The sequence below is a fragment of the Pseudoduganella sp. R-34 genome, from assembly GCF_049904655.1.
Taxonomy (GTDB): Bacteria; Pseudomonadota; Gammaproteobacteria; order Burkholderiales; family Burkholderiaceae_D; genus Rugamonas.
In genome coordinates this window covers 5,430,049-5,450,453 of record NZ_CP184572.1, presented here as the reverse complement: position 1 = coordinate 5,450,453, position 20,405 = coordinate 5,430,049, and the positions used below count along the sequence as shown (strand labels likewise).

Here is a 20,405-nt window from a genome sequence, read left to right as displayed (position 1 = left end):
CACCCTGGGGTCACACCCCAAGTGTGACACGGGCTGGACCGTCACGCTGCGAGCGGCGGGGTATGCTGGCGCAGGAATTCCGCGTAAGGGGTGGGCTGGATATCGAGCAGCGTCGGTTCGACCTCGAACAGGGCCCAGTAGTAGGTTTCCAGGCCCTTGCACACCTGCGGCGCCTTGCAGTAGCGGTGCCAATGCTGGCCCACTTCGTCGGAATACATGCCGTCGGGCGGAAAGAAGGGCAGCATGCGCTTTTCTTCCAGCGCTTCCACCAGCGATTGCGGGGCGCCGCTGTCACGAGCCATTTCCACCTGCGATTCGTAGCCCCGTTCGGTTTCCACCACCATCAGCTGCGCCGAACCGTCGGCCTTGAAGAACAGGATGCCGCTCGGGCTCGGGAAAGGGTAGTGCTCGACGAAGCCGTGCTCCTGGTACAGCTGCTGCACGACCTTGGCCAGCGCACCGCAGCGCAGGAAGCTGAATTCGTGCAGCACCAGCATGTCCAGCAGGGTCTCCGACTGCTCCTGGAAAAACGCCTTCTGCAGCGCAGCCACTTCCTCCTCCAGCCGGTCCAGCGCATCGTCTGCGCTTTTCTTGATATAGCGGTCGATCAGGCCGCGGTTGAAGGCGTCGACCGCGATCTTTTCATCGGCCTGGCCGGTGAACAGGATCTTCTTGCAGGGCAGGTGCTGGATCGCCTGGCAAAACGCCACGCCGTTCATCTGTGGCATTGAATAATCGACCACCAGCACCGATGGAATGGAAAAACGCTGGCGTTGGGCGGAAATCCGGTAGATCTGCTCCAGGTCCACCGCCACGTTGCGCTGCTCCGCCGACTGGTTCGGATTATCGAAATCCACCTGCAGCGGCAGTTCGCTGCTGCGGGCATTGGCCTTGAACCATTCCAGCGCCTGCAGCGGGTCGTGGAAGCACACGCTGGCCTGCATCGGATCGAGCTGGAATACCAGGCTGTGAAGGAAGGTATCGCTGTCGTCCACCAGGACGGTCATGGTTGGGTGGGCGTAAACGGGCAGTTTCATGGTTCAACGGCTTGCTTGTAAGGGAAATTCAAGCACAAAGATAGCATATGCGTGCTCGCGGGAGACACAATGTAGTTTCGCTTCCCACGCTTGCATCACCTGGCGGCACAGTGCCAGGCCGATGCCGGCGCCATTGTGCTCCGGATAAGTGAAGAAACGCTGGAAAATCATCGGCAGATGGTGCGGTGCAATACCGCAGCCCGTATCGATCACCAGGACGCGTGGCACCGGCCGGCAACCATCGATCACGATCCTGACCCGCCCCTTGCCGGCGCGCTGCACCGCCTGCATGGCATTGCGCAGGAGGTTCAGCAGCAGCATGATGGCCAGCTCGTTCTGCCCACCGAAGCGGAAATCGCTGCGGACCTGCAGCGCGACCAGCTGGCGCTGGGCCTCGCCGGTAAAGGGATAGCGGCGCAGCGCCGATTCAACGGTATCAAGCATGGACACGGTTTCGTGCGGATCCAGCTTCTGCCGCACCGCCTGCGCGCTAAGCAGGAACAGGTCGATCATATGATTCATATGGCGCACTTCGTACTGCATGCGGCCCAGTGCCTGGCGCATTGCCGGATTATCCTGTCCCGCGCGCTGCTGCATGCGCGACAGGCCGCGCACATTGGCGTCCAGGCTGGCCAGCGGGGTACGCATCTCGTGCGCCACAGCGCCCAGTCCTTCGCCCAGCCCTTCCAGCTTTTCTTCTTCCAGCGCCTTGCGGCTTTGCGAAAACACCCACATCCAGCCGACCAGGAACAACTGCACCGGCAGCAATTGCAGCACCGCCGCCGAGGCGATGACCTCACCGGCCCCCAGCGCAATCGCCAGCAGCACGGCGGCGCAAATGCCGATTGCGCCGGCGCGCAAAGCGAGACGAACTTCGAAATGGAACAGCGCAACCAGCATCACCAGCATCACCTGGGACCAGGTGACGTTGGCGTGATTCATCAGGAACATGAAGGTGCAGAAGAAGGGCAGCTCGTAAGTCACCAGCACCAGGGTGTAGCGGTCGCGCAGTCGCGCAGGCAGGCGTCGCGCCAACAGGCCGCCAAGTCCAAGCGCGGTACCGACGGCGCGCGCCATCAGGTTTTCATACGGCTGCGGCACCAGCCAGCCGAAAATCGCGTAATACAGCGGAAAGCAGGTGATTCCGAGCCAGCTCAGGGCAGCGAGGCGCAGGTCGGCGATTTCCCCGGCACTGCGGGCGTGCAGTCGGGTTCGGATAAGGCGTCGGATCATCTGGCAATCATGGCGGTTTGTTGGCGCTTTTTGCGTGAAATCAGCACTATGCTTGATCCACATCAATACGTCCATGCGCTATCATTGCTTTATGAATGATGAAGCACGCACCCTTTACGAAGTCATCGGCGGAGAAACCAAGCTGCGCGAGATGGTTGACCGTTTTTACGACCTGATGGAGCTGGAGCCGGAGTTCGCCGGCATCCGCGCCATGCACCCGCCCAGCACCGACGGCTCGCGCGACAAGCTGTTCTGGTTCCTCAGCGGCTGGATGGGCGGCCCGGACCTGTTCATCGAGCGTTTCGGCCACCCGCGCCTGCGCGCGCGCCACCTGCCGTTCGCTGTCGGTTCGAGTGAACGCGACCAGTGGCTGCGCTGCATGGCGTGGGCGATGCAGGACGTCGGCATCGCCGAAGATTTGCGGCTGCGGCTGATGGAGTCGTTCTATCAGACCGCCGACTGGATGCGGAACAAGGCCGATTGATGGAATTGACCATCCTGCTGGCGCTGGCCGCCGTCATCATCGTCCTGCAAATTGTCGCGCTGCTGCGCAGCCGCGGCAGCGACGTCGCCGACCAACTGGACCGAGTCGAACGCGAAGTGCGCCTGCAGCTTCAGGCCACGGCACAGGCGCAGCGCCAGGAAATGGGCAATATCCTTGCGCAGTCGCACGCAGCGACAGTCCAGCAGCTTGAAACAATGCGCCGCCAGATCGAGGTGCTGACCGAATCCAACACGCGCCGCCTGCTGGAAGTACGCGTGGCGCTGGAAACCAGGATGCGCGAGCTGCAGGCCGACAACGGTGCGCGGCTGGAAGAGATGCGCAAGACTGTCGATGAAAAGCTGCACGAAACGCTGGAAACACGCCTGACTGAATCATTCCGCCAGGTGTCCGAACGCCTGGAGCGCGTGCACCAGGGCCTGGGCGAAATGCAGCAGTTGGCGCTGGGCGTTGGCGACCTGAAACGCGTGCTGACCAATGTGAAAACGCGCGGCACCTGGGGCGAAGTGCAGCTCGAGATGCTGCTCGAGCAGATCCTCACGCCGGATCAATACGCCAAGAACGTCGAAACTATCCCGGGATCCAACGCCCGCGTCGAATTCGCGCTCAAGCTGCCGGGCCAGAAAGAGGGCGGCGCGCCAGTATGGATGCCGATCGACGCCAAGTTCCCGAAAGAGCAGTACGAGCGCCTGCTGGAAGCGGCCGACCGCGCCGATGCCGATGCAGTTGCCGCTGCCGGCCGTGAGCTGGAACGCGCCGTGCGCGGCGAGGCGAAGACGATCGCTGAAAAATACGTCTCGCCCCCGCTGACCACCGACTTCGCCATCCTGTTCCTGCCGACCGAAGGCCTGTATGCAGAAGTGATGCGCCGCCCCGGCCTGGCGGATGAACTGCAGCGTGTGAATCGGGTCAGCATCGCCGGCCCATCCACGCTGACCGCGCTGCTGAATAGCCTGCAAATGGGCTTCCGTACCCTGGCGCTGGAAAAACGCTCGTCGGAAGTGTGGCAAGTGCTGGGCGCTGTAAAGACCGAATTCGCCAAATTCGGCGACGTCCTTGCAACGACCAAGATGACACTGGAAAAAGCCGCCCGCAACATCGAAAACGCGGAAGTACGCAGCCGCCAGATGGCGCGCAAGCTGAAATCAGTGGAAGCGCTACCTGCCGAAGCGGCCCTGTTGATGCTGGGCGCATCCGACGGCGCTGACGCGGACACCGACAGCCCCAACTGAGCGATGAAGCTCGCTGCCCACTTCGCGCTAGCATTGCTGCTGCCAGCATCAACTGGCGTATGGGCCGGCGAACTGGAACTCCCTGCCGCGAAGCCTGTTGTGCGAACACAGCTTGATTTAGAACCCGCCCGCGACAGCTTCGGCCGGCCTTTGGGTGTCCCAGGCAGCCAAACGCCCTTGGCGCGCGCAATGAACGAGGCATGGAAGAAGGATGCTTCCGAAGCGAATTTGAAAGCATGGTCGGAAGTCCTGATAAAGTGCCAGCAAGCCACCAACCCCGCCTGGACGACGGCTCTTATGCGCAGCGAGCCGCAGCAAGCGCACTGCTACCGCTATTGAGTCTTTCTGGGGCCGGGCTGATGCAGGTCAGGCGAGTCAGACCAGCCCCTCAAAAACTATCACGTCAATCAGGTCACCCTCCGCCACATTGCCTTGCTCGTCGTGCAGCACCACCATGCAGTTTGCCTCGGACATCGAACGCAGGATGCCGGAGCCTTGCGAGCCGGTGATGCGCACTTCGCGCGTGCCGTCCAGCGCCGTGGAGAGGATGCCCCGTTGATATTCGGTGCGGCCGGGTTTCTTGCGGATCGCCTGGGCCGAGCGGACACGCAGCAACTGGTCGCCTGGTGCATCGGCGCCCATCATGCGCAGCAGGGCGTGGCGCGCGAAGAAGTAGAAGGTGACCATGACGGCCACTGGATTGCCAGGCAGGCCAAACAGGTAGGCACTGTGGCCGTTCGAGCGGATGCGGCCGAACGCCATCGGGCGGCCAGGGCGCATGCCGATCTTCCAGAAATGCACATCGCCCAGCGTGGCCATGACCTGCTTGGTGTAATCCGCTGCGCCTACCGATACGCCGCCGGATGTGATCACGGCGTCGGCACATTCACAGGCAGTGCGCAAGGCTTCTTCGAGCGATGCCGCGTCATCCTTCACGATGCCCATGTCGACGATGTCGCAGCCAAGGCGTTGCAGCATGCCGAACAGGGTGTAGCGGTTGCTGTCGTAGACGCAGCCTTCCGCCAGCGGTTCGCCGATCGAGCGCAGCTCGTCGCCCGTGGAGAAGAAGGCCACGCGCAGGCGGCGCTGCACCGGCACTTCGGCCAGGCCCAGCGAGGCAAGCAGGCCCAGGTCGGCCGGGCGCAATACTTTGCCTTTGCGAAGTGCGGGAGTGCCGGCTGCAAGGTCTTCGCCTTTGAATCGGCGGTTGTCGCCAGTGCGCACGGTGTTCGGCGAGATTGTGACGGCGACGTCGCTCAGGTCCGCCGCCAACTCCTGCGGCAGCACGGTGTCGCAGCCATCCGGCATGACGCCGCCGGTCATGATGCGCACGCACTCGCCGGGGCCGGGCTTCAGCGCCGAAGGGCGGCCCGCGTAGGCTGTTCCGATCACCTTCAGCGTGGTGTTGCCGTCGGCTTTGAGCTGCCCGCCGGCAAACGCGAATCCGTCCATCGCGGAGTTGTCGTGCGCGGGGACGTTGATCGGCGAGATCACATCGGCAGCGAGCACGCGGTCCAGGGCGCTGCGCAGCGCGACCTTTTCGATGCAGCGCACGGGCCGGATGAATTCACGGATGATGCGCTGTGCATTCCGCACAGGCAGGGCGTCGGGGTCGTAGCCGGACAGGCAACTCGCCACATCTTTCAGTGAAGGGTTGGCGGCAGCTTCTTCCTCGTTCTGCAGCTCGGTCAACGTGTTGATATTGCGGAAGGCAGCGGCCTCGTTGAACAGCACCTCGGCCACCTTGATCGATTTGTACCAGCCATCCATCTTGCGCGAGCCGGTCTGCAGGTAATCGTCCAGCGCCGGCAGGGCGCTTTTGCGCACCAGGCAAAAAACAGGATGCAGTTGCGTGCGCGTCTTGCCATCGTCGTCGGTTTCCAGCGTAGATGCCACGGCGAGGTCGGCGCCCTGCGCGTTCAGCGCCTCGTAAAGCCGCTGCGCCAGGTCGGGCGGCAGGAAAGGGGAGTCGCAGGGCGCTGTCAGCAGCAGGTCCGTCGTGCAATGGCGCAGGCCCGTCTGCAGACCGGCCAGCGGGCCCTCGTAGCCTTCCAGTTCGTCCGGCAGCACCTCCACGCCGAGCGCGCCGTAGGCGCCCAGATTGCGGTTGGCGTTGATGGCGACGCTGGCCACTTGCGGCGCAAGCCGCTGCAGCACATGTGAGGCAAGCGTGCCGCCCCGGAAGGGCTGCAAGCCTTTGTCCACACGGCCCATGCGGGTGCCGCGGCCACCTGCCAGGATCAATCCACTGATGTTTTGTTCCATCGCCAGCTTAGCCCCCGATATATGACATTTCGACTTTGCGGTCGGCGCCCAGCGCCAGGCCTTCGGTATTGATGGTACGCAGTTCCGAATAGCGGTCGGCACGAACGCGCCACAGCGCAGTGATGGCGGATGAGATTTCTGCGTCATTGCGGCCTTCGCGCAGCAGTGCGCGCAAGTCGTGGCCGCGCGATGCGAACAAGCAGGTGTACAGCTTGCCCTCGGTCGACAGGCGGGCACGCGAACAATCCTTGCAGAAGGCCTGCGTCACGCTGGAGATCACGCCGACTTCGCCACCGCCATCGACGTAGCGCCAGCGTTCGGCCGTCTCGCCGGTATAGTTCGGATCGACCGGTACCAAAGGCATTTCGGCGCTGATCATGCGCACCACTTCGGCGGATGGCACCACGTCGTGCATATTCCAGCCGTTGGACGTGCCGACGTCCATGAATTCAATGAAGCGCAGGATGGAAGGCGAGCCTTTGAAGTGGCGCGCCATCGGCAGGATTTCCTGTTCGTTCATGCCGCGCTTGACCACCATGTTCACTTTGACAGGACCAAGGCCGACGCTGTGCGCCACGTCGATTCCGTGCAGCACATCCTCTACTGCGAAGTCGACATCGTTCATGCGCTTGAAGGTGGCGTCATCCAGCGCGTCGAGCGAGACGGTGACGCGTTGCAGGCCGGCGTCCTTCAGCGATTGCGCTTTGCGCGCCAACAGGGAGCCGTTGGTGGTCAGGGTCAGGTCGAGCGGCCTGCCGCTCACGGTGCGCAGTTCGGCCAGCATGGCGACCAGTCGTTCCAGGTCCTTGCGCAAGAGCGGCTCGCCGCCGGTCAGGCGGATCTTTTCAACCCCGTGTTCGACGAACAGGCGCGCAATGCGCGTGATCTCCTCAAACGTGAGCAGGGCATTGTGCGGCAGGTACTGGTAGTCCTTGTCGAACACTTCCTTCGGCATGCAGTAGACGCAGCGGAAATTGCAGCGGTCGGTGATGGAAATGCGCAAGTCGTGCAGCGGACGGGCGAACCTGTCCTGAAGGCGGCCGGTTGGCGCCTCTAACGTTGCGGGGATGGCCGGCGCCTGGCTGCGGCCATCGTTCAGGAGGATGATTTTTTCGGTCATGCTGGGTGCGTGGTTACACCCGGTACGATAGCACGATGCCAGCAATTGCACAGGCCAGCAATACGCGGATTGTTCCTTGCTTGTACTGCATTAAGGCTATGGCTGCGGTAGCGGCGATTGCGACGGCCGGCCACTCCCAGCGGCCGGCTGGATAGAACACGTGGATGCCAAAAAATAGTGCCAGGCTGGCAATTACTCCCACCACGGCGGCAGAGATTGCGGTCAGCGGGGCGGTCATGCGGATATTGCCGCGCGTTGATTCGACCAGCGGGCCGCCGGCCAGGATGAAGACGAAGGACGGCACGAAGGTAAACCAGGCGGCGACAGCGGCGCCCAGCATGCCTGCCAGGGCAGGGTGGCCGGCCACGGCTTGCTGCGTCCAGGCGCCGACGAAGCCGACGAACGCCACCACCATGATCAGAGGGCCAGGCGTGGTTTCTCCCAAGGCCAGGCCATCGACCATCTGGGCAGGCGTCAGCCAGTGGAAGTGCTCGACACCGCCCTGGTAGACATAGGGCAGGACAGCATAGGCCCCGCCAAAAGTCATCATGGCGGCTTTGCTGAAGAACCAGGCCATCTGCGCCAGCGGTTTGTCGATGCCGAACAGCCAGGCGAGCAGCAGCCAGCCGCCAGCCATCAATACGATGCCGGCAGCGGCGACGCGCGCCAGTCCGGTCCAGCTGAAGCGCGCGTGCTGCGGCGTTGGCGTGTCATCGTCGATCAGGGCGGGAGGGTGGGCGGCTTGCGTGGCGGCAGGGCCGTGCCCGGCGCCGCCCAGGGCAAACAGTTCGGGACGAAGCCGGCCGCCGGCCCAGCCCAGCAGGGCGGCCGCGCCGACAATCGCCGGGAATGGCAGCTTGATAAAGCTGATGGCGACGAAGGCAGCCAGTGCGATGGCCATCAATGGGCGGTTGCGCAGTGTGCGTTTGCCGATGCGCCATGCGGCAGCCAGCACAATGGCGACTACGGCGGGCTTCATGCCGTACAGGATGCCGGCGACGGCGGGCAGGCTGCCGTAAGCCATGTAGGCCCAGGACAGGCCAATCAGCAGCAACAGCGAGGGGAGTACAAACAGTACGCCGGCAATGATGCCGCCCAGTGTGCGGTGCATCAGCCAGCCGATGTAGATGGCGAGCTGCGTGGCTTCCGGGCCGGGCAGGAGCATGCAGTAATTCAGTGCGTGCAGGAAGCGGTGTTCGGAAATCCAGCGCCGGCGCTCAACCAGCTCGGTGTGCATCAGGGCGATCTGTCCGGCCGGGCCGCCGAAGCTGATGAAGCCCAGCTTGAGCCAATACAGGAATGCTTCCCACAATGGGACATGAAAAAGGGAAGCACCTGGCTTCCCTTTTTCGTCTGCGAAAGGCCGGTTAGCCATTCGCCTTGGTTTCAACCTGTACCAGCGGCTCGCTGGCAACCGGTGGCAGCGGCTTGCGCTCGCGTGGCACGCGGATCGGTTGGGTGGTCGCGGCGGCGGCGGCAGCTTCCTGCGCCGCGCGTACCTTGGCCGGGTCGGTCACTGCCATCGACAGGCCGGCGGCAGCCAGCATGGCATCGACGTCTGCCTTGGCAGCGGCCGGCACGGGTGCTGCCGGGGCAGGAGCTGGTGCTGGCGCAACTGGGGCCGGTGCCGGCGCGGCGGCGACTGCCGCTGCCTCGGCTGGAGCTGGAGTTGCGGCAGCCGCTGGCTCGACGACGTCGGCAGCAACTTCTTCGGCAGTTGCCGGTTCGGTTGCGGCCGGCGCGGCTTCAGCGAAAGGCAGCACGCCTTGTGGCGATGCTGGCGCGCTGACCACAGGCTCCGCTGCGACTGGCTCAGCGGCTGCTGGAGCAGCGACTGGCAAGTCCACGGCGGCTGGCTCGACTGGCGCGACAGCTACCGGTGCGGGCTCGACTGGCGCAGCTACTACAGGGGCTACGGCAACCGGTTCAGCAAGCGCTGGCGCCTCGACAGCCGTGGCTGCAGCGGCGTGCGCAGCGGCGCCTTCGGCAGCGGCAGCGCTCGCAGCTTCAGTGGATGCCTGCTCGGCGGTGACAGCAGCCGGGGCAGCAACTGGGGCCGACACAGCTTCGGTAGCGGCGGCCACTGGAACTGCTTCGCCTTCAGCCGGCGCAACGGTGAACGTTGCCTCGGTCGCGCCTTCCGCACCTTCCACGCCCTCAGCGCCTTCACGCTCACGACGGTTACGGTTGCGGCCACCGCGACGGCGGCGGCGGCGTGGCTCGTCGCCGCCTTCCGCGCCTTCATGCTCTTCACCCTCTGGTCCGGTGTTGCTGGCTGCTTTCACCAGTACTGGCGTCTCAGGCGCGCCGGTGCCGGTGCCAACTGGACCGACGCCTGCTGCTGCCAGTGCCAATTCCTCGGCCTTGGCTTCCGCTGGAACTGCTTTCTCGGCGCGCGGCTCGCGTGGCTGGCGAGGCTGGCGCGGTTCACGTGGCTCACGCTGCTCGCGTGGTTCGCGCTCGGCACGCTGGCCTTGGGCCTGGGCCGCCTCGGCGCCTTCGCGCTGCTCGCGTGGTTCACGCGGCTGGCGTGGCTCACGCGGTTCACGTGGCTCGCGCTGTTCGCGCGGCTTGCGGGCTTCTGCTGCCGGTTTCGCTTCCTCGGCGCCTGGACGGGTGCCTGGTTCGCGGTCTTCGCGCTCGCCGCGGCCGCCTTTGCCGCCACGGTTACGGCCACGCTGGCCGCGATCCTTGCGGTCGCCGCGTTCTGCGTTGGCTGGCGCCTTGGTGACGATGACTGGCGCTTTCGGCTGCACTGGCTCTTCCTTCTCACCACCGGTGAAGAAGGAGATCAGCTTGGCGAAGAAGCCCTTTTCAGCCGGGGCTGCTGGAGCAGCCGCGCGTGGAGCGGCGGCGGCTGGCTTGGCAGCTTCCGGCTTATGTTCCACCATTGGAGCTGGTTGCTCTGGGGTAATGGTCTTGACGACGGCTTCCTGGCGCGGCTTGGCTTCTTCCTTGTGGCGCTTGGAGAACGACATGTCGGTCTCGGCAGCTTCAGCCATGGTGTAGGAGGCAGCGTGGTCTTCCAGGCGTGGATCGTCGTGCTTGATGCGTTCCAGCTTGTAGTGCGGGGTTTCCAGGTGCTTGTTCGGGATCAGGATCACGGTGATGCGGTGACGGGTCTCGATCTTCAGCACTTCGCCGCGCTTCTCGTTCAGCAGGAAGGCAGCCACGTCGACTGGCACCTGGACGTGGATGGCGGCCGAATTTTCCTTCATCGCCTCTTCCTGGATGATGCGCAGCACCTGCAGGGCGGACGATTCGGTATCGCGGATGTGACCGGTGCCCGAGCAGCGCGGGCAGGTCACGTGCGAGCCTTCCGACAGTGAAGGGCGCAGGCGCTGGCGCGACAGTTCCATCAGGCCGAAGCGGGAAATCTTGCCCATCTGGACACGTGCACGGTCGTGGTGCAGGGCGTCTTTCAGGCGCTGTTCGACTTCACGCTGGTTCTTCGACACTTCCATGTCGATGAAGTCGATCACGATCAGGCCGCCCAGGTCGCGCAGGCGCAGCTGGCGGGCCACTTCGTCGGCGGCTTCGCAGTTGGTGTGGAAGGCGGTGGTTTCGATGTCCGAGCCGCGGGTGGCGCGGGCCGAGTTGACGTCGATGGAGACCAGGGCTTCAGTGTGGTCGATCACGATGGCGCCACCCGATGGCAGCGGAACCGTGCGCGAGTACGCGGTTTCGATCTGGTGTTCGATCTGGAAGCGCGAGAACAGCGGCACGTCGTCGCTGTAGCGCTTCACGCGGTGCACCATGTCCGGCATCACGTGCGACATGAACTGGTGCGCCTGTTCGTAGATCTCGTCGGTATCGATCAGGATCTCGCCGATATCAGGCTGGAAGTAGTCGCGAATGGCGCGGATCACCAGGGACGATTCCTGGTAGATCAGGAAAGCGCCGGAGGCTGCCTTGGAGGCGCCTTCGATGGCGCGCCACAGTTGCATCAGGTAGTTCAAGTCCCACTGCAGCTCTTCCACGGTACGGCCGATGCCGGCGGTACGGGCAATCACCGACATGCCTTGCGGCAGGTCCAGCTTGTCCATGGTTTCGCGCAGCTCCTGGCGCTCTTCGCCCTCGACACGGCGGGAAACACCGCCACCGCGCGGGTTGTTCGGCATCAGGACCAGGTAACGGCCAGCCAGCGAAATAAAGGAGGTCAGTGCCGCGCCCTTATTGCCGCGCTCTTCCTTCTCCACCTGCACCATGATTTCCTGGCCTTCGCGCAGCGCTTCCTTGACGGATGCATTGCGCACGTCGACGCCTTCGCGGAAATAGGAACGGGCAACTTCTTTAAAGGGGAGGAAGCCGTGGCGGTCTTCGCCGTAGCTGACGAAGCAAGCTTCGAGGGAGGGTTCGATTCGAGTGATGACGCCTTTGTAGATATTGGACTTGCGCTGCTCTCGTCCGGCGGTCTCGATGTCGATGTCGATCAATTTTTGACCGTCGACAATTGCTACGCGCAACTCCTCTTGCTGCGTAGCATTAAACAACATGCGTTTCATTTTTATTAACTCCGCGACCCTTGGGCCATGTCAAAGCCGCCTCCGTGGAGACGGCGAAGTACAAGGATATACGCGTGAATTAAGGAGGCTGTAGGGGGAAATGCCTCGTCATGCGGCGGGCGCGAAGCGCTGCCGCCGCATTGGGCGCATGAAGCAAATCGTCATGCCGAGTTTGCGCACTGCGTGCAACATCATCCAACGGCCCGAGCGTTGCCGGGTGGCGGGAGAATGCAGGCGTGCGCACATCGTCGGGCCAGGGCATCTTGTATGGTGCCTTGGCGAAACGGCAAGCGTTATCCACTTCATCAACCAGCGAGCAACGACTGTAGTGCTTGCTCGCCGGACTTATCCTAACAATCCAGCCAGTCTAATTCAGCACACGAGCGCTCGAGCCGATGGCAACAGCGGTTGCGACCCTGATCGGCGCACGAATGTGCGTATACAATTTTTTCCACCGAATTTGCGTTTGGCGAGGCCAGTAGATACGCCCCTGTGTAAAATGTACGTTTAATTCTTTACACTTGCAGCAGATTAAACCGCGGCATAACGATTATATATTCAAAATGAAGGACTTAGAGAGAAATTCTGGGAAGCCGGGCCAAAACAAGTCGCAAAAAGCCGATTCCGCTTCCCCCCAACAGGTCCTGCCGCAAGCACAATTCGTCACAATCACTGAAGAAGAGGCCGGACAGCGGATCGATAACTACCTGTTGCGTGTTTGCAAAGGTGTGCCGAAGAGCCACGTTTATCGTATCCTGCGCTCGGGTGAAGTGCGGGTGAACAAGGGCCGCATCGACCAGTTGTACCGCTTGAATGCCGGCGACCTGGTGCGCATTCCACCGATTCGCATTGCTGAAAAGCAAGAGGCAACCGTTCCGGCCGCCGAATTCGACGTCATATTTGAAGACGCCAACCTGTTGGTGATCAACAAACCCTGCGGCGTTGCCGTCCATGGCGGTTCCGGCGTTTCATTTGGCGTCATCGAGCAGTTGCGCGCAGCCCGCCCGGACGCCAAGTTCCTGGAACTGGTGCACCGCCTGGACCGGGAAACGTCCGGCCTGCTGCTGATCGCCAAGAAGCGTACTGCCCTGACCAACCTGCATGACCAGATGCGCGACGGACTGACCGACAAGCGCTACCTGGCCCTGGCGGTGGGCGACTGGAAGAACAAGCGCCAGCACGTAAAGCTGGCATTGCATAAATACACGCTTCCGGACGGCGAGCGCCGCGTGCGCGTGCAAGCCGACGGCCAGGCTTCGCATACCGTGTTCAGCCTGCTGCAGAAATTTGATGGTTTTGCGCTGCTGGAGGCCGAGCTGAAGACCGGCCGAACCCACCAGATTCGCGTTCATCTGCAATCTTCGGGCTTTCCGATTGCAGGTGACGATAAATACGGCGATTTTGCACTGAACAAGGCGCTGCAGAAAGCCACGGAAACGCGTGGCGCGCTGAAACGCATGTTCCTGCACGCCCACCAGATTACGTTTACCCATCCGGAAACGGGCAAGCCGATGACCTTGAATGCGCCTTTGGCCGCCGAATGCCAGCGATTCTTGGTAAGCTTGGGGAAACCATTGAATTGAGAAAAAAATAATGCCGCGCAAGCAATTTGACCTGATCGTCTTCGATTGGGATGGCACGCTCATGGATAGCACCGCCACCATCGTGAAGTGCATCCAGGCTGCCGCCAAGGACCTGGGCCTGCCTATCCCGAGCAGGGAACAGTCCGCCCACGTGATCGGGCTGGGCATGGGAGAAGCCATGCAGGTCGCCATGCCGAACCTCGACCCGAAGATTTATCCGCGCGTGATGGAGCGCTACCGCTATCACTACCTGGCGAAAGACCACGAGCTGACACTGTTCGATGGCGTGCACGAAATGTTGCAGGACTTGTCCCAGCAAGGCTATTTTCTTGCTGTCGCGACCGGCAAGAGCCGGGTCGGCCTGAATCGTTCCCTGAACGCCGCCGGACTGTTGTCGACTTTCGATGCGACGCGCTGCGCCGACGAGACTTTCTCCAAGCCGCATCCGGCCATGCTGCAGGAACTGACCCGCGAACTGGGCCAGGATTTGCGCAGGACCGTGATGATTGGCGACACCACACATGACCTGATGATGGCGCAAAATGCGGGATCTTCCGGCATCGCCGTCGAATATGGCGCCCATCCGTTGGAACAACTGGCTGCCTGCAACCCGGTGTATTCGGCGCGGACTGTGCCGCAATTGCACCAATGGCTGAATGAGAACGCTTGATGGATGCTGACATCCTGGTTTGCGCTGCCGAGGCTTTGCTGGAAGGCGGCAAGGGAATCCGTTTTCCCTTGCGCGCCGGTGGCGAAGACAGCACCGGCTTCGTGGTGCGCTACGGCGGCAAGGTCTATGGTTACCTGAACCGCTGCGCCCACGTGCCGATCGAGCTGGACTGGGCTGAGGGCGAGTTCTTTGAATCGAGCGGCCTCTATATCATGTGTTCCACACACGGCGCCATTTATATGCCTGAGAATGGCCAATGTGCCGGCGGCCCATGCCGCGGCGGTCGACTGCGTCCGATTGCCGTGATTGAGCGAGACGAAAACATTTACTGGCAGCCTGACGATTACGTGCGCCCACGACCATGAGTGATATCAACGACAACAATAACACCCAGCCAGCGCCCTCGGCCGAGAATCCTCCCATCAAGTGGGAGCGTGAAGTGCTGGAAAAGCTGGTGTTCGCTACGCTGAAGGAGCAGCGCGCCAATCGCCGCTGGAGCATTTTCTTCAAGGTGTCGACACTGGCGATCATTTTCTTCGCCCTGGCCAGCTACTTCGGCGTCAACCTGATGGGCGGCGATGCCGAGGCCCTGGGCCGCCATACCGCCCTGATCGAAATCGAAGGCAGTATCGAGTCGGAAGGCAGCGGTGCGGCGGATGTGGTGATTCCCGCGCTGAACAAAGCCTTCTCGGATACCGGCTCGGTGGCCATCGTCCTGCACATCAACAGCCCGGGCGGCAGCGCGGTCCAGGCCGGCATGATCGTGGACGAGATCCGCCGCCTGCGCCACGGCTACCCGCAAAAGCCGCTATACGTGGTGGTCGATGAAATCTGCGCCTCGGGCGGCTATTACATCGCCTCGGCCGCCGATCGCATCTACGTCAACAAGGCCAGCATCATTGGCTCGATTGGCGTGCTGATGGATGGCTTCGGCTTCACTGGCACCATGGAAAAGCTGGGCGTGGAACGCCGCTTGCTCACCGCTGGCGAAAACAAGGGTTTCATGGATCCGTTCAGCCCCCAGTCGGACAAGCAGAAGCAGCATGCGCAGACCATGCTCAAGGAAATCCATGCCCAATTCATCGACGTGGTGCGTACCGGCCGCGGCAAGCGCCTGAAGGAAACTCCCGACATGTTCTCCGGCCTGTACTGGACTGGCGCGCGGGCCATCGACATGGGGCTGGCCGATGACCTGGGCAGCGTCGACAGCGTGGCGCGCGACATCGTGAAAGCGGAAGACATCGTCGACTATACCCAGCATGAAAACCTGCCAGAGCGCGTGCTGAAGAAGTTTGGCGCAGCAGTTGGTTATGGCGCCATCAAGGCCGCCGCCGATGCTGCCAAGCCGAGCTTGCGCTGAAACTTGGCTCAGCAGTCAACATTGGCATTTTTGCTTGCCATTTCCCCGACGTGGACTATATTGACGGTGTAGTTCGATTCAAGGGGAGGGCGATTAGCAATCAATTCTTGAGGCAGACTACGCAGCCGCATTACGGATGCGGACTTGAGTGAATTCACATTCCTCGTCACTGTCTCTTTGGGAGGCAAGAGAACGGCGGCCCCTGGCCGCTGTTTTCGTTTCTGCGCCCTGGTCTTCGGTTGAAAAGCCGCCTTGCAGCAGCCACTCGAGCAGCTCCGCTCCCTGTTGACGCCGCCACAACGCTTGCGGCATTGCCCCTGCCTGGCCGCTCCAGCGCGCGACTGCCAATTTGGTTTCCAGCGAAGCGGCATGGGCCTGTGCCAACGACTTACGGTTGATGTAGAGCTTCATTGCTGAGATCTCCCAAAGAAATTCCTATAGCCCAGTCAGCAGATTCCTAATGCTATTTAAGTGTACCAACTCGACTGTCACGCCCTTTGATCTGCATCAATAGGGAGGCTTGCGGTAGCGTAAATCCGGTAAAATCCCGCCCCATGAGTAAATTATCCCTGGACCGAATCCTGCAGTCGCAAGGCTTCGGCACCCGTAAATACTGCCGCGCCCTGATCGAAGACGGTGACGTTGCCATCGGCGGCGAAGTGCAGGACAACTATAAAGCGACTATCGAAACCGACGGCCTGGTGCTGGAAGTGTTCGGCGAAGAGTGGGTGTATCGCGAGCACCTCTATATTGCCCTGTACAAGCCTTCCGACTACGAATGCTCCCGCAAGCCCAGCCACCACCCGGGCGTGCTGACCTTGTTGCCTGAGCAATTCACCTGGCGCGAAGTCCAGCCGGTCGGCCGCCTCGACCATGACACCACCGGCATGCTGCTGATGTCCGATGACGGCCCGTTCATCCATGCGCAGTCTTCGCCCAAGCGCCACGTGCCCAAGGTCTACCTGGCCACCACGGCCGAACCGGTGACCGACGAGCTGGTGGCCCAGATGCTGGCCGGCGTCCAGTTGCATGATGAGCCCGCTCCCCTGGCTGCCGTCACCTGCATCAAGCGCGGCGAGCACCAGCTCGAGATCGTGCTCGAACAAGGCAAATACCACCAGGTCAAGCGCATGCTCGCTGCTGCCGGCAATCATTGCTCTGCGCTGCACCGCTCCGCCATCGGCCAATTGCAACTCGATTCTCTGGGCTTGCAGGAAGGGGAATGGTGCTATCTCACCCCCGAACAGCTCGCGTTATTGGCGCCGGCCTGATCACTGTTTCTTCATCATGGCCGCATGTCCCGCGGCCATTTCCTGCTTGCTCAGGAATCCGTCCTTGTCGGTATCCATTTTCGCAAACATGGATGCCGACGCTTTGGCGTGCTCTTCGGCAGTAAGCACGCCATCGCCGTCAGAATCGACGGCCTTGATCTTGTCGGCTGCCGGCATGTCCGACTTTTTCGTTGCCTGTCCCGTAATGGCCTTGTGTGCAGCAGTCATTTCTGCAGCACCCACTTTGCCATCATGGTTGGCATCCATATGCTCGAACATCCTCTTCGCACCGGCCGCATGTTCAGCCGCCGATACCTTGCCATTCTGGTCGGCATCCATGGAATTGAATTCCTTATCGACCTCAGGTCCGGCGATTGCCTGTGCCGAGATTAGTGCGCCTGCGATGAAGCTAAGTGCTTTCATATTGGCCTCCTAGCCACTAACAATGCTGAGGATATTGCCATCGAGATCCCTGAACCATGCCACTTTCATACTGCCGCCAACGTGTACGTTGCCCTCGCGTTTCAGGCCGGGCATATCGTAGTGCTCGAATATGACACCTTGCGTTCTCAAGCGTTCTGCAATTTCTTCCAGTTCGCTGCCCACGTTCCACATGACATTGGTTGCCTTGTTTGTACCGGCAAACTGCGACCGATAGACGTTGATCGTGCTGGTCCCACTGCGGAAGACCAGCACTTCCTGTTCGGGGCTGTCGAGCTTCTCAAGGCCGAGAACTTCACCGTAAAATTTCGCCGCCGCATCCAGATTCTTTACTGCGATCATCGCAATAGCATCTTTGTCTGCCAGCATATTCGCCTCCCGGCTTGAACTCGATGCGTGGAGATTAGGCCCCTGGGCGCTAAGCGTCCGTTCGCTGTCGCACACCGGGGCTGACCGGTTTGTCGCAACAGCTTGCGCTTGCCCAAAGTGCTTAAACAGGGGCCGCATAGACTTCCTGCATGGCTTCCCCCAGTGATACCGGCTACAAACAGCTGTTTTCGTTCCCGGAGTTGGCGCGCGAGCTGTTGTGCGTGGCTGTGCCGCAGGAATGGACGAGAGCGGTCCGCCCAGACGACTTTGTACGCCTGAATGCCAGCTATGTATCGCCGAATGGCACGCATCGTCATGATGACGTCGTGTGGTGTGTGCATCGATCTCGTCGTCCGAGCATCCATATGCTTATCGAATTCCAATCGATCCCGGACAAATGGATGGCGACACGCATGCAGGGTTATGCAGCGCTACTTTCCGATGACCTCATCAAGGCGCGCAGGGCGACCCACGGAAAGGAACCGCTGCTGCTCCCCATCGTTCTCTATAGTGGCCGCGAGGCATGGCCGTATAGCCGGTCCCTGGGGGCATTCCGGCCGCAGGCGCCACCTGGCCTGGAATCGCTGCAGCCGGAACTAAATTATGTGCTGGTCGATCGAAGCATCGGACAGGGTGTCATCGGAGCCTTGCTTGAACTTGATCGGGCCGATGACGAGGCCAGCGATATTCCAGCGCTGACTCGAACGTTGTCGGTGTGGCTGGAGCGCCAGCACAATGATTTGTTGTCGAGGACGCTCACTGCTTGGGTGCAAATGCGTCTTTCTGCCCAGTTCCCCGATGCGGACATGGCCCAGGCGCTAACTATGGAGAAAATCGCCATGATGTTCGAACATGATTTTCGCAACTACACAGAGGTACTCGAGTACCGAACCTTGCTCCGCGGTCGACGCGAGGGGCGGGAGGAAGGCCGGCAGGAAGGCCGGCAGGAAGGCCGGCAAGAAGGCTTGCAGGAAGGTTGGCATGAGGGACAGCAGGAAGGGGCGAAAAACGCCCTGTTGGCTGAGCGGCGCAATACTGTGAGATTACTGCTCGAGCATGCTGGAAAGCCACTATCCCAGGCCGGTGCCCAGGTTCTGGAGCAAGCGGCGCCCGAGCAACTGCTGGACTGGATTCACGTCCTCATTGACAGCGCGAGCGTGCCGCCGGAGTTGTTATCGCGGTAGCGGCCAGGATGCATCCGATGGCAAGTCAGGCGATTATTGTCAGGCAGCCATCGGCGATGCGGCGCTTCGCATTAGATGGCGGTCGAACAGGCGGTCGTGGAAGGGCAGGGCGATCACATTGATGATCGGTTCCAACACTGCCGCCAGGCCACCGAACGCGATTGATCCAGTGGCAGCGTATAAGGTTCCAAAGGCAATGATCGCATGCATTGCGGTTTGCGAGATTTTCTCGGCTGCGATCAATGCCAGCCGGCGGTGAGCGAAGCGCTGGCGCAGCGCGTGCCAGGCGCGTTCATGGAATGGCAGCAGCACGACGTTGATCACCGGTTCCAGCACGGCAGCCAGGCCGCCGAATGCCACCGACCCAGTCAATACATACATCAGGCCGAAGGCGATGCCCATGTGGGCGGTGACTTGGCTCATTTTCTTCGCTGCGATTGCCATGATCGAATTCCTTTCTAGTTGAGCCAAATGGTAATGATTCGCATCCAGGAGGTAAAATTGATTATCTCTACCGAATCGATAGCATTCCTGAAATGAAACTTGCCACCCTCAAAGACGGTACCCGCGACGGCCAATTGCTCGTCGTCTCCCGCGACCTGAAAACCGCCGTGGTCGCCGATGGCATCGCCCGCAGCCTGCAACGCGCGCTGGACGACTGGACCTTCATCTCGCCCCAGCTTGACGACCTGTATCGCCAGCTCAACGAGGGCAAGGCCCGCCGCAGCTTCGACTTCGAGCCGAAGAACTGCATGGCACCGCTGCCGCGCGCCTTCCAGTGGGCCGACGGTTCGGCCTACGTCAATCACGTCGAGCTGGTGCGCAAGGCACGCAATGCCGAGATGCCGGCCTCGTTCTGGGAAGATCCGCTGATGTACCAGGGGGGCAGTGACGATTTCATCGGCCCTTGCGACGACATCGAGTTGAAGCATGAAGAATGGGGCATCGACTTCGAGTCGGAAATCGCCGTGATTACCGACGATGTGCCGATGGGCGCCACGCCCGACCTGGCTTTCCAGCAGATTCGCCTGCTGGTGCTGGTCAACGACGTCTCGCTGCGCAACCTGATCCCGGAGGAGCTGGCCAAAGGCTTCGGCTTCTTCCAGTCCAAGCCGGCCAGCAGCTTCTCGCCAGTGGCCGTGACGCCGGACGAACTGGGCGAAGCCTGGAGCGACGCCAAGGTCCACCTGCCGCTGCGCTCGACCTGGAACGGCAAGCTGGTAGGCCAGCCGAATGCGGGCGTGGACATGGTGTTCAACTTCGCCCAGTTGATTTCGCACCTGGTGAAAACCCGCAATGCGCGCGCCGGCACCATCGTCGGTTCGGGCACCGTGTCCAACAAGGATGCGAAAAAGGGCTATTCCTGCATCGCCGAAAAGCGCTGCCTGGAAATGATCGCCGATGGCAAACCGACAACTTCCTTCATGTCCTTCGGCGACACCATCAAGATCGAAATGCTGGATGCCGACGGCAAGTCCATCTTCGGCGCCATCGACCAGCAGGTCTGGCAATTGGGCCGTCCGAAAGCCGTGCCAGAGGCGGCGCCAGCCGCCGACGGGGCCGAGTAAGGCAGGTTTTCCCCGCTTTTTCCATCGATAGCTCTTGCTCGGCCGCAGCGATAATGGCACGGTCG

The 20,405-nt window shown here is 61.7% G+C and carries 20 protein-coding genes; 10 read left to right on the top strand and 10 right to left on the bottom strand.

Annotated features, from left to right (window positions below; translation table 11 throughout):
- Positions 1 to 41: 41 nt before the first annotated feature.
- Together ACN9MW_RS25025 and ACN9MW_RS25020 are read right to left on the bottom strand one after the other, a co-directional pair.
- Positions 42 to 1,037 (bottom strand): response regulator, encoded by a 996-nt coding sequence (locus tag ACN9MW_RS25025; protein ID WP_426163867.1) that lies wholly within the window; start codon positions 1,035 to 1,037, stop codon positions 42 to 44.
- Positions 1,038 to 1,040: 3 nt separating this feature from the next.
- Entirely contained in the window at positions 1,041 to 2,270 is a 1,230-nt protein-coding gene (locus ACN9MW_RS25020; protein ID WP_426163864.1) for a sensor histidine kinase, read from the bottom strand.
- Positions 2,271 to 2,361: 91 nt separating this feature from the next.
- Between ACN9MW_RS25020 and ACN9MW_RS25015 the strand changes: the two genes are divergently transcribed.
- The 3 genes from ACN9MW_RS25015 to ACN9MW_RS25005 are packed head-to-tail and all read left to right on the top strand — an operon-like array spanning position 2,362 to position 4,343.
- The gene (locus ACN9MW_RS25015; protein WP_426163861.1) at positions 2,362 to 2,754 is read left to right on the top strand and encodes a group II truncated hemoglobin; all 393 of its coding nucleotides are present in this window, start codon (positions 2,362 to 2,364) and stop codon (positions 2,752 to 2,754) included.
- Positions 2,754 to 4,004, top strand: coding sequence for a DNA recombination protein RmuC (locus tag ACN9MW_RS25010; protein ID WP_426163858.1), 1,251 nt, complete (start codon positions 2,754 to 2,756; stop codon positions 4,002 to 4,004). The genes ACN9MW_RS25015 and ACN9MW_RS25010 overlap by 1 nt, the downstream gene beginning before the upstream one ends.
- A 3-nt stretch (positions 4,005 to 4,007) precedes the next feature.
- Positions 4,008 to 4,343, top strand: a complete 336-nt coding sequence (locus tag ACN9MW_RS25005) for a hypothetical protein (protein WP_426163855.1) — start codon at positions 4,008 to 4,010, stop codon at positions 4,341 to 4,343.
- Positions 4,344 to 4,379: 36 nt separating this feature from the next.
- Here the strand turns inward: ACN9MW_RS25005 and glp are convergent, their stop codons facing one another.
- From glp to ACN9MW_RS24985, 4 genes are read right to left on the bottom strand one after another with little or no spacing between them, the layout of a single operon-like run.
- Complete coding sequence (gene glp / locus ACN9MW_RS25000) at positions 4,380 to 6,269, bottom strand: gephyrin-like molybdotransferase Glp (RefSeq protein WP_426163852.1); 1,890 nt, start codon at positions 6,267 to 6,269, stop codon at positions 4,380 to 4,382.
- 7 nt (positions 6,270 to 6,276) lie between these two features.
- Positions 6,277 to 7,389, bottom strand: coding sequence for a GTP 3',8-cyclase MoaA (gene moaA / locus ACN9MW_RS24995; protein WP_426163849.1), 1,113 nt, complete (start codon positions 7,387 to 7,389; stop codon positions 6,277 to 6,279).
- Between the two features lie 13 nt (positions 7,390 to 7,402).
- Complete coding sequence (chrA, locus tag ACN9MW_RS24990) at positions 7,403 to 8,764, bottom strand: chromate efflux transporter (protein WP_426163847.1); 1,362 nt, start codon at positions 8,762 to 8,764, stop codon at positions 7,403 to 7,405.
- Positions 8,757 to 11,894, bottom strand: a complete 3,138-nt coding sequence (locus ACN9MW_RS24985) for an Rne/Rng family ribonuclease (RefSeq protein ID WP_426163845.1) — start codon at positions 11,892 to 11,894, stop codon at positions 8,757 to 8,759. Before ACN9MW_RS24985 ends, chrA begins: the two co-directional genes overlap by 8 nt.
- A 563-nt stretch (positions 11,895 to 12,457) precedes the next feature.
- Between ACN9MW_RS24985 and ACN9MW_RS24980 the strand changes: the two genes are divergently transcribed.
- From ACN9MW_RS24980 to ACN9MW_RS24965, 4 genes are read left to right on the top strand one after another with little or no spacing between them, the layout of a single operon-like run.
- Complete coding sequence (locus ACN9MW_RS24980; RefSeq protein WP_426163843.1) at positions 12,458 to 13,477, top strand: RluA family pseudouridine synthase; 1,020 nt, start codon at positions 12,458 to 12,460, stop codon at positions 13,475 to 13,477.
- A 10-nt stretch (positions 13,478 to 13,487) separates the two neighbouring features.
- Positions 13,488 to 14,147 (top strand): HAD-IIIA family hydrolase, encoded by a 660-nt coding sequence (locus ACN9MW_RS24975; protein ID WP_426163841.1) that lies wholly within the window; start codon positions 13,488 to 13,490, stop codon positions 14,145 to 14,147.
- Complete coding sequence (locus ACN9MW_RS24970) at positions 14,147 to 14,512, top strand: Rieske (2Fe-2S) protein (protein ID WP_426163839.1); 366 nt, start codon at positions 14,147 to 14,149, stop codon at positions 14,510 to 14,512. The genes ACN9MW_RS24975 and ACN9MW_RS24970 overlap by 1 nt, the downstream gene beginning before the upstream one ends.
- Positions 14,509 to 15,507: a S49 family peptidase gene (locus ACN9MW_RS24965; protein WP_426163837.1), complete on the top strand. Its 999-nt coding sequence runs from the start codon at positions 14,509 to 14,511 to the stop codon at positions 15,505 to 15,507. The genes ACN9MW_RS24970 and ACN9MW_RS24965 overlap by 4 nt, the downstream gene beginning before the upstream one ends.
- A 117-nt stretch (positions 15,508 to 15,624) precedes the next feature.
- On the opposite strand, the gene ACN9MW_RS24960 is transcribed toward ACN9MW_RS24965, so the two are convergent.
- Complete coding sequence (locus ACN9MW_RS24960) at positions 15,625 to 15,918, bottom strand: hypothetical protein (RefSeq protein WP_426163835.1); 294 nt, start codon at positions 15,916 to 15,918, stop codon at positions 15,625 to 15,627.
- 143 nt (positions 15,919 to 16,061) lie between these two features.
- On the opposite strand from ACN9MW_RS24960, the gene ACN9MW_RS24955 reads away from it, so the two are divergent.
- On the top strand, positions 16,062 to 16,778 hold the full coding sequence (locus ACN9MW_RS24955) for a pseudouridine synthase (RefSeq protein ID WP_426163833.1): 717 nt from the start codon (positions 16,062 to 16,064) through the stop codon (positions 16,776 to 16,778).
- Here ACN9MW_RS24955 and ACN9MW_RS24950 read toward each other — a convergent pair whose 3' ends face one another.
- Positions 16,779 to 17,201, bottom strand: a complete 423-nt coding sequence (locus tag ACN9MW_RS24950) for an EF-hand domain-containing protein (protein WP_426163831.1) — start codon at positions 17,199 to 17,201, stop codon at positions 16,779 to 16,781.
- A gap of 9 nt (positions 17,202 to 17,210) precedes the next feature.
- Positions 17,211 to 17,588, bottom strand: coding sequence for a VOC family protein (locus ACN9MW_RS24945; RefSeq protein WP_426163829.1), 378 nt, complete (start codon positions 17,586 to 17,588; stop codon positions 17,211 to 17,213).
- A gap of 149 nt (positions 17,589 to 17,737) precedes the next feature.
- Here ACN9MW_RS24945 and ACN9MW_RS24940 point away from each other — a divergent pair, with 149 nt between their 5' ends.
- Positions 17,738 to 18,772 carry an Rpn family recombination-promoting nuclease/putative transposase gene (locus tag ACN9MW_RS24940; RefSeq protein WP_426163827.1) on the top strand — a complete coding sequence of 345 codons (1,035 nt, stop codon included), beginning with the start codon at positions 17,738 to 17,740 and terminating at the stop codon, positions 18,770 to 18,772.
- Between the two features lie 39 nt (positions 18,773 to 18,811).
- Here ACN9MW_RS24940 and ACN9MW_RS24935 read toward each other — a convergent pair whose 3' ends face one another.
- A complete protein-coding gene (locus ACN9MW_RS24935; RefSeq protein WP_426163825.1) occupies positions 18,812 to 19,216 on the bottom strand; it encodes a DUF2061 domain-containing protein in 405 nt (134 codons plus the stop codon).
- Positions 19,217 to 19,308: 92 nt separating this feature from the next.
- Between ACN9MW_RS24935 and ACN9MW_RS24930 the strand changes: the two genes are divergently transcribed.
- Complete coding sequence (locus ACN9MW_RS24930; protein WP_426163822.1) at positions 19,309 to 20,340, top strand: fumarylacetoacetate hydrolase family protein; 1,032 nt, start codon at positions 19,309 to 19,311, stop codon at positions 20,338 to 20,340.
- Positions 20,341 to 20,405 lie beyond the last annotated feature (65 nt).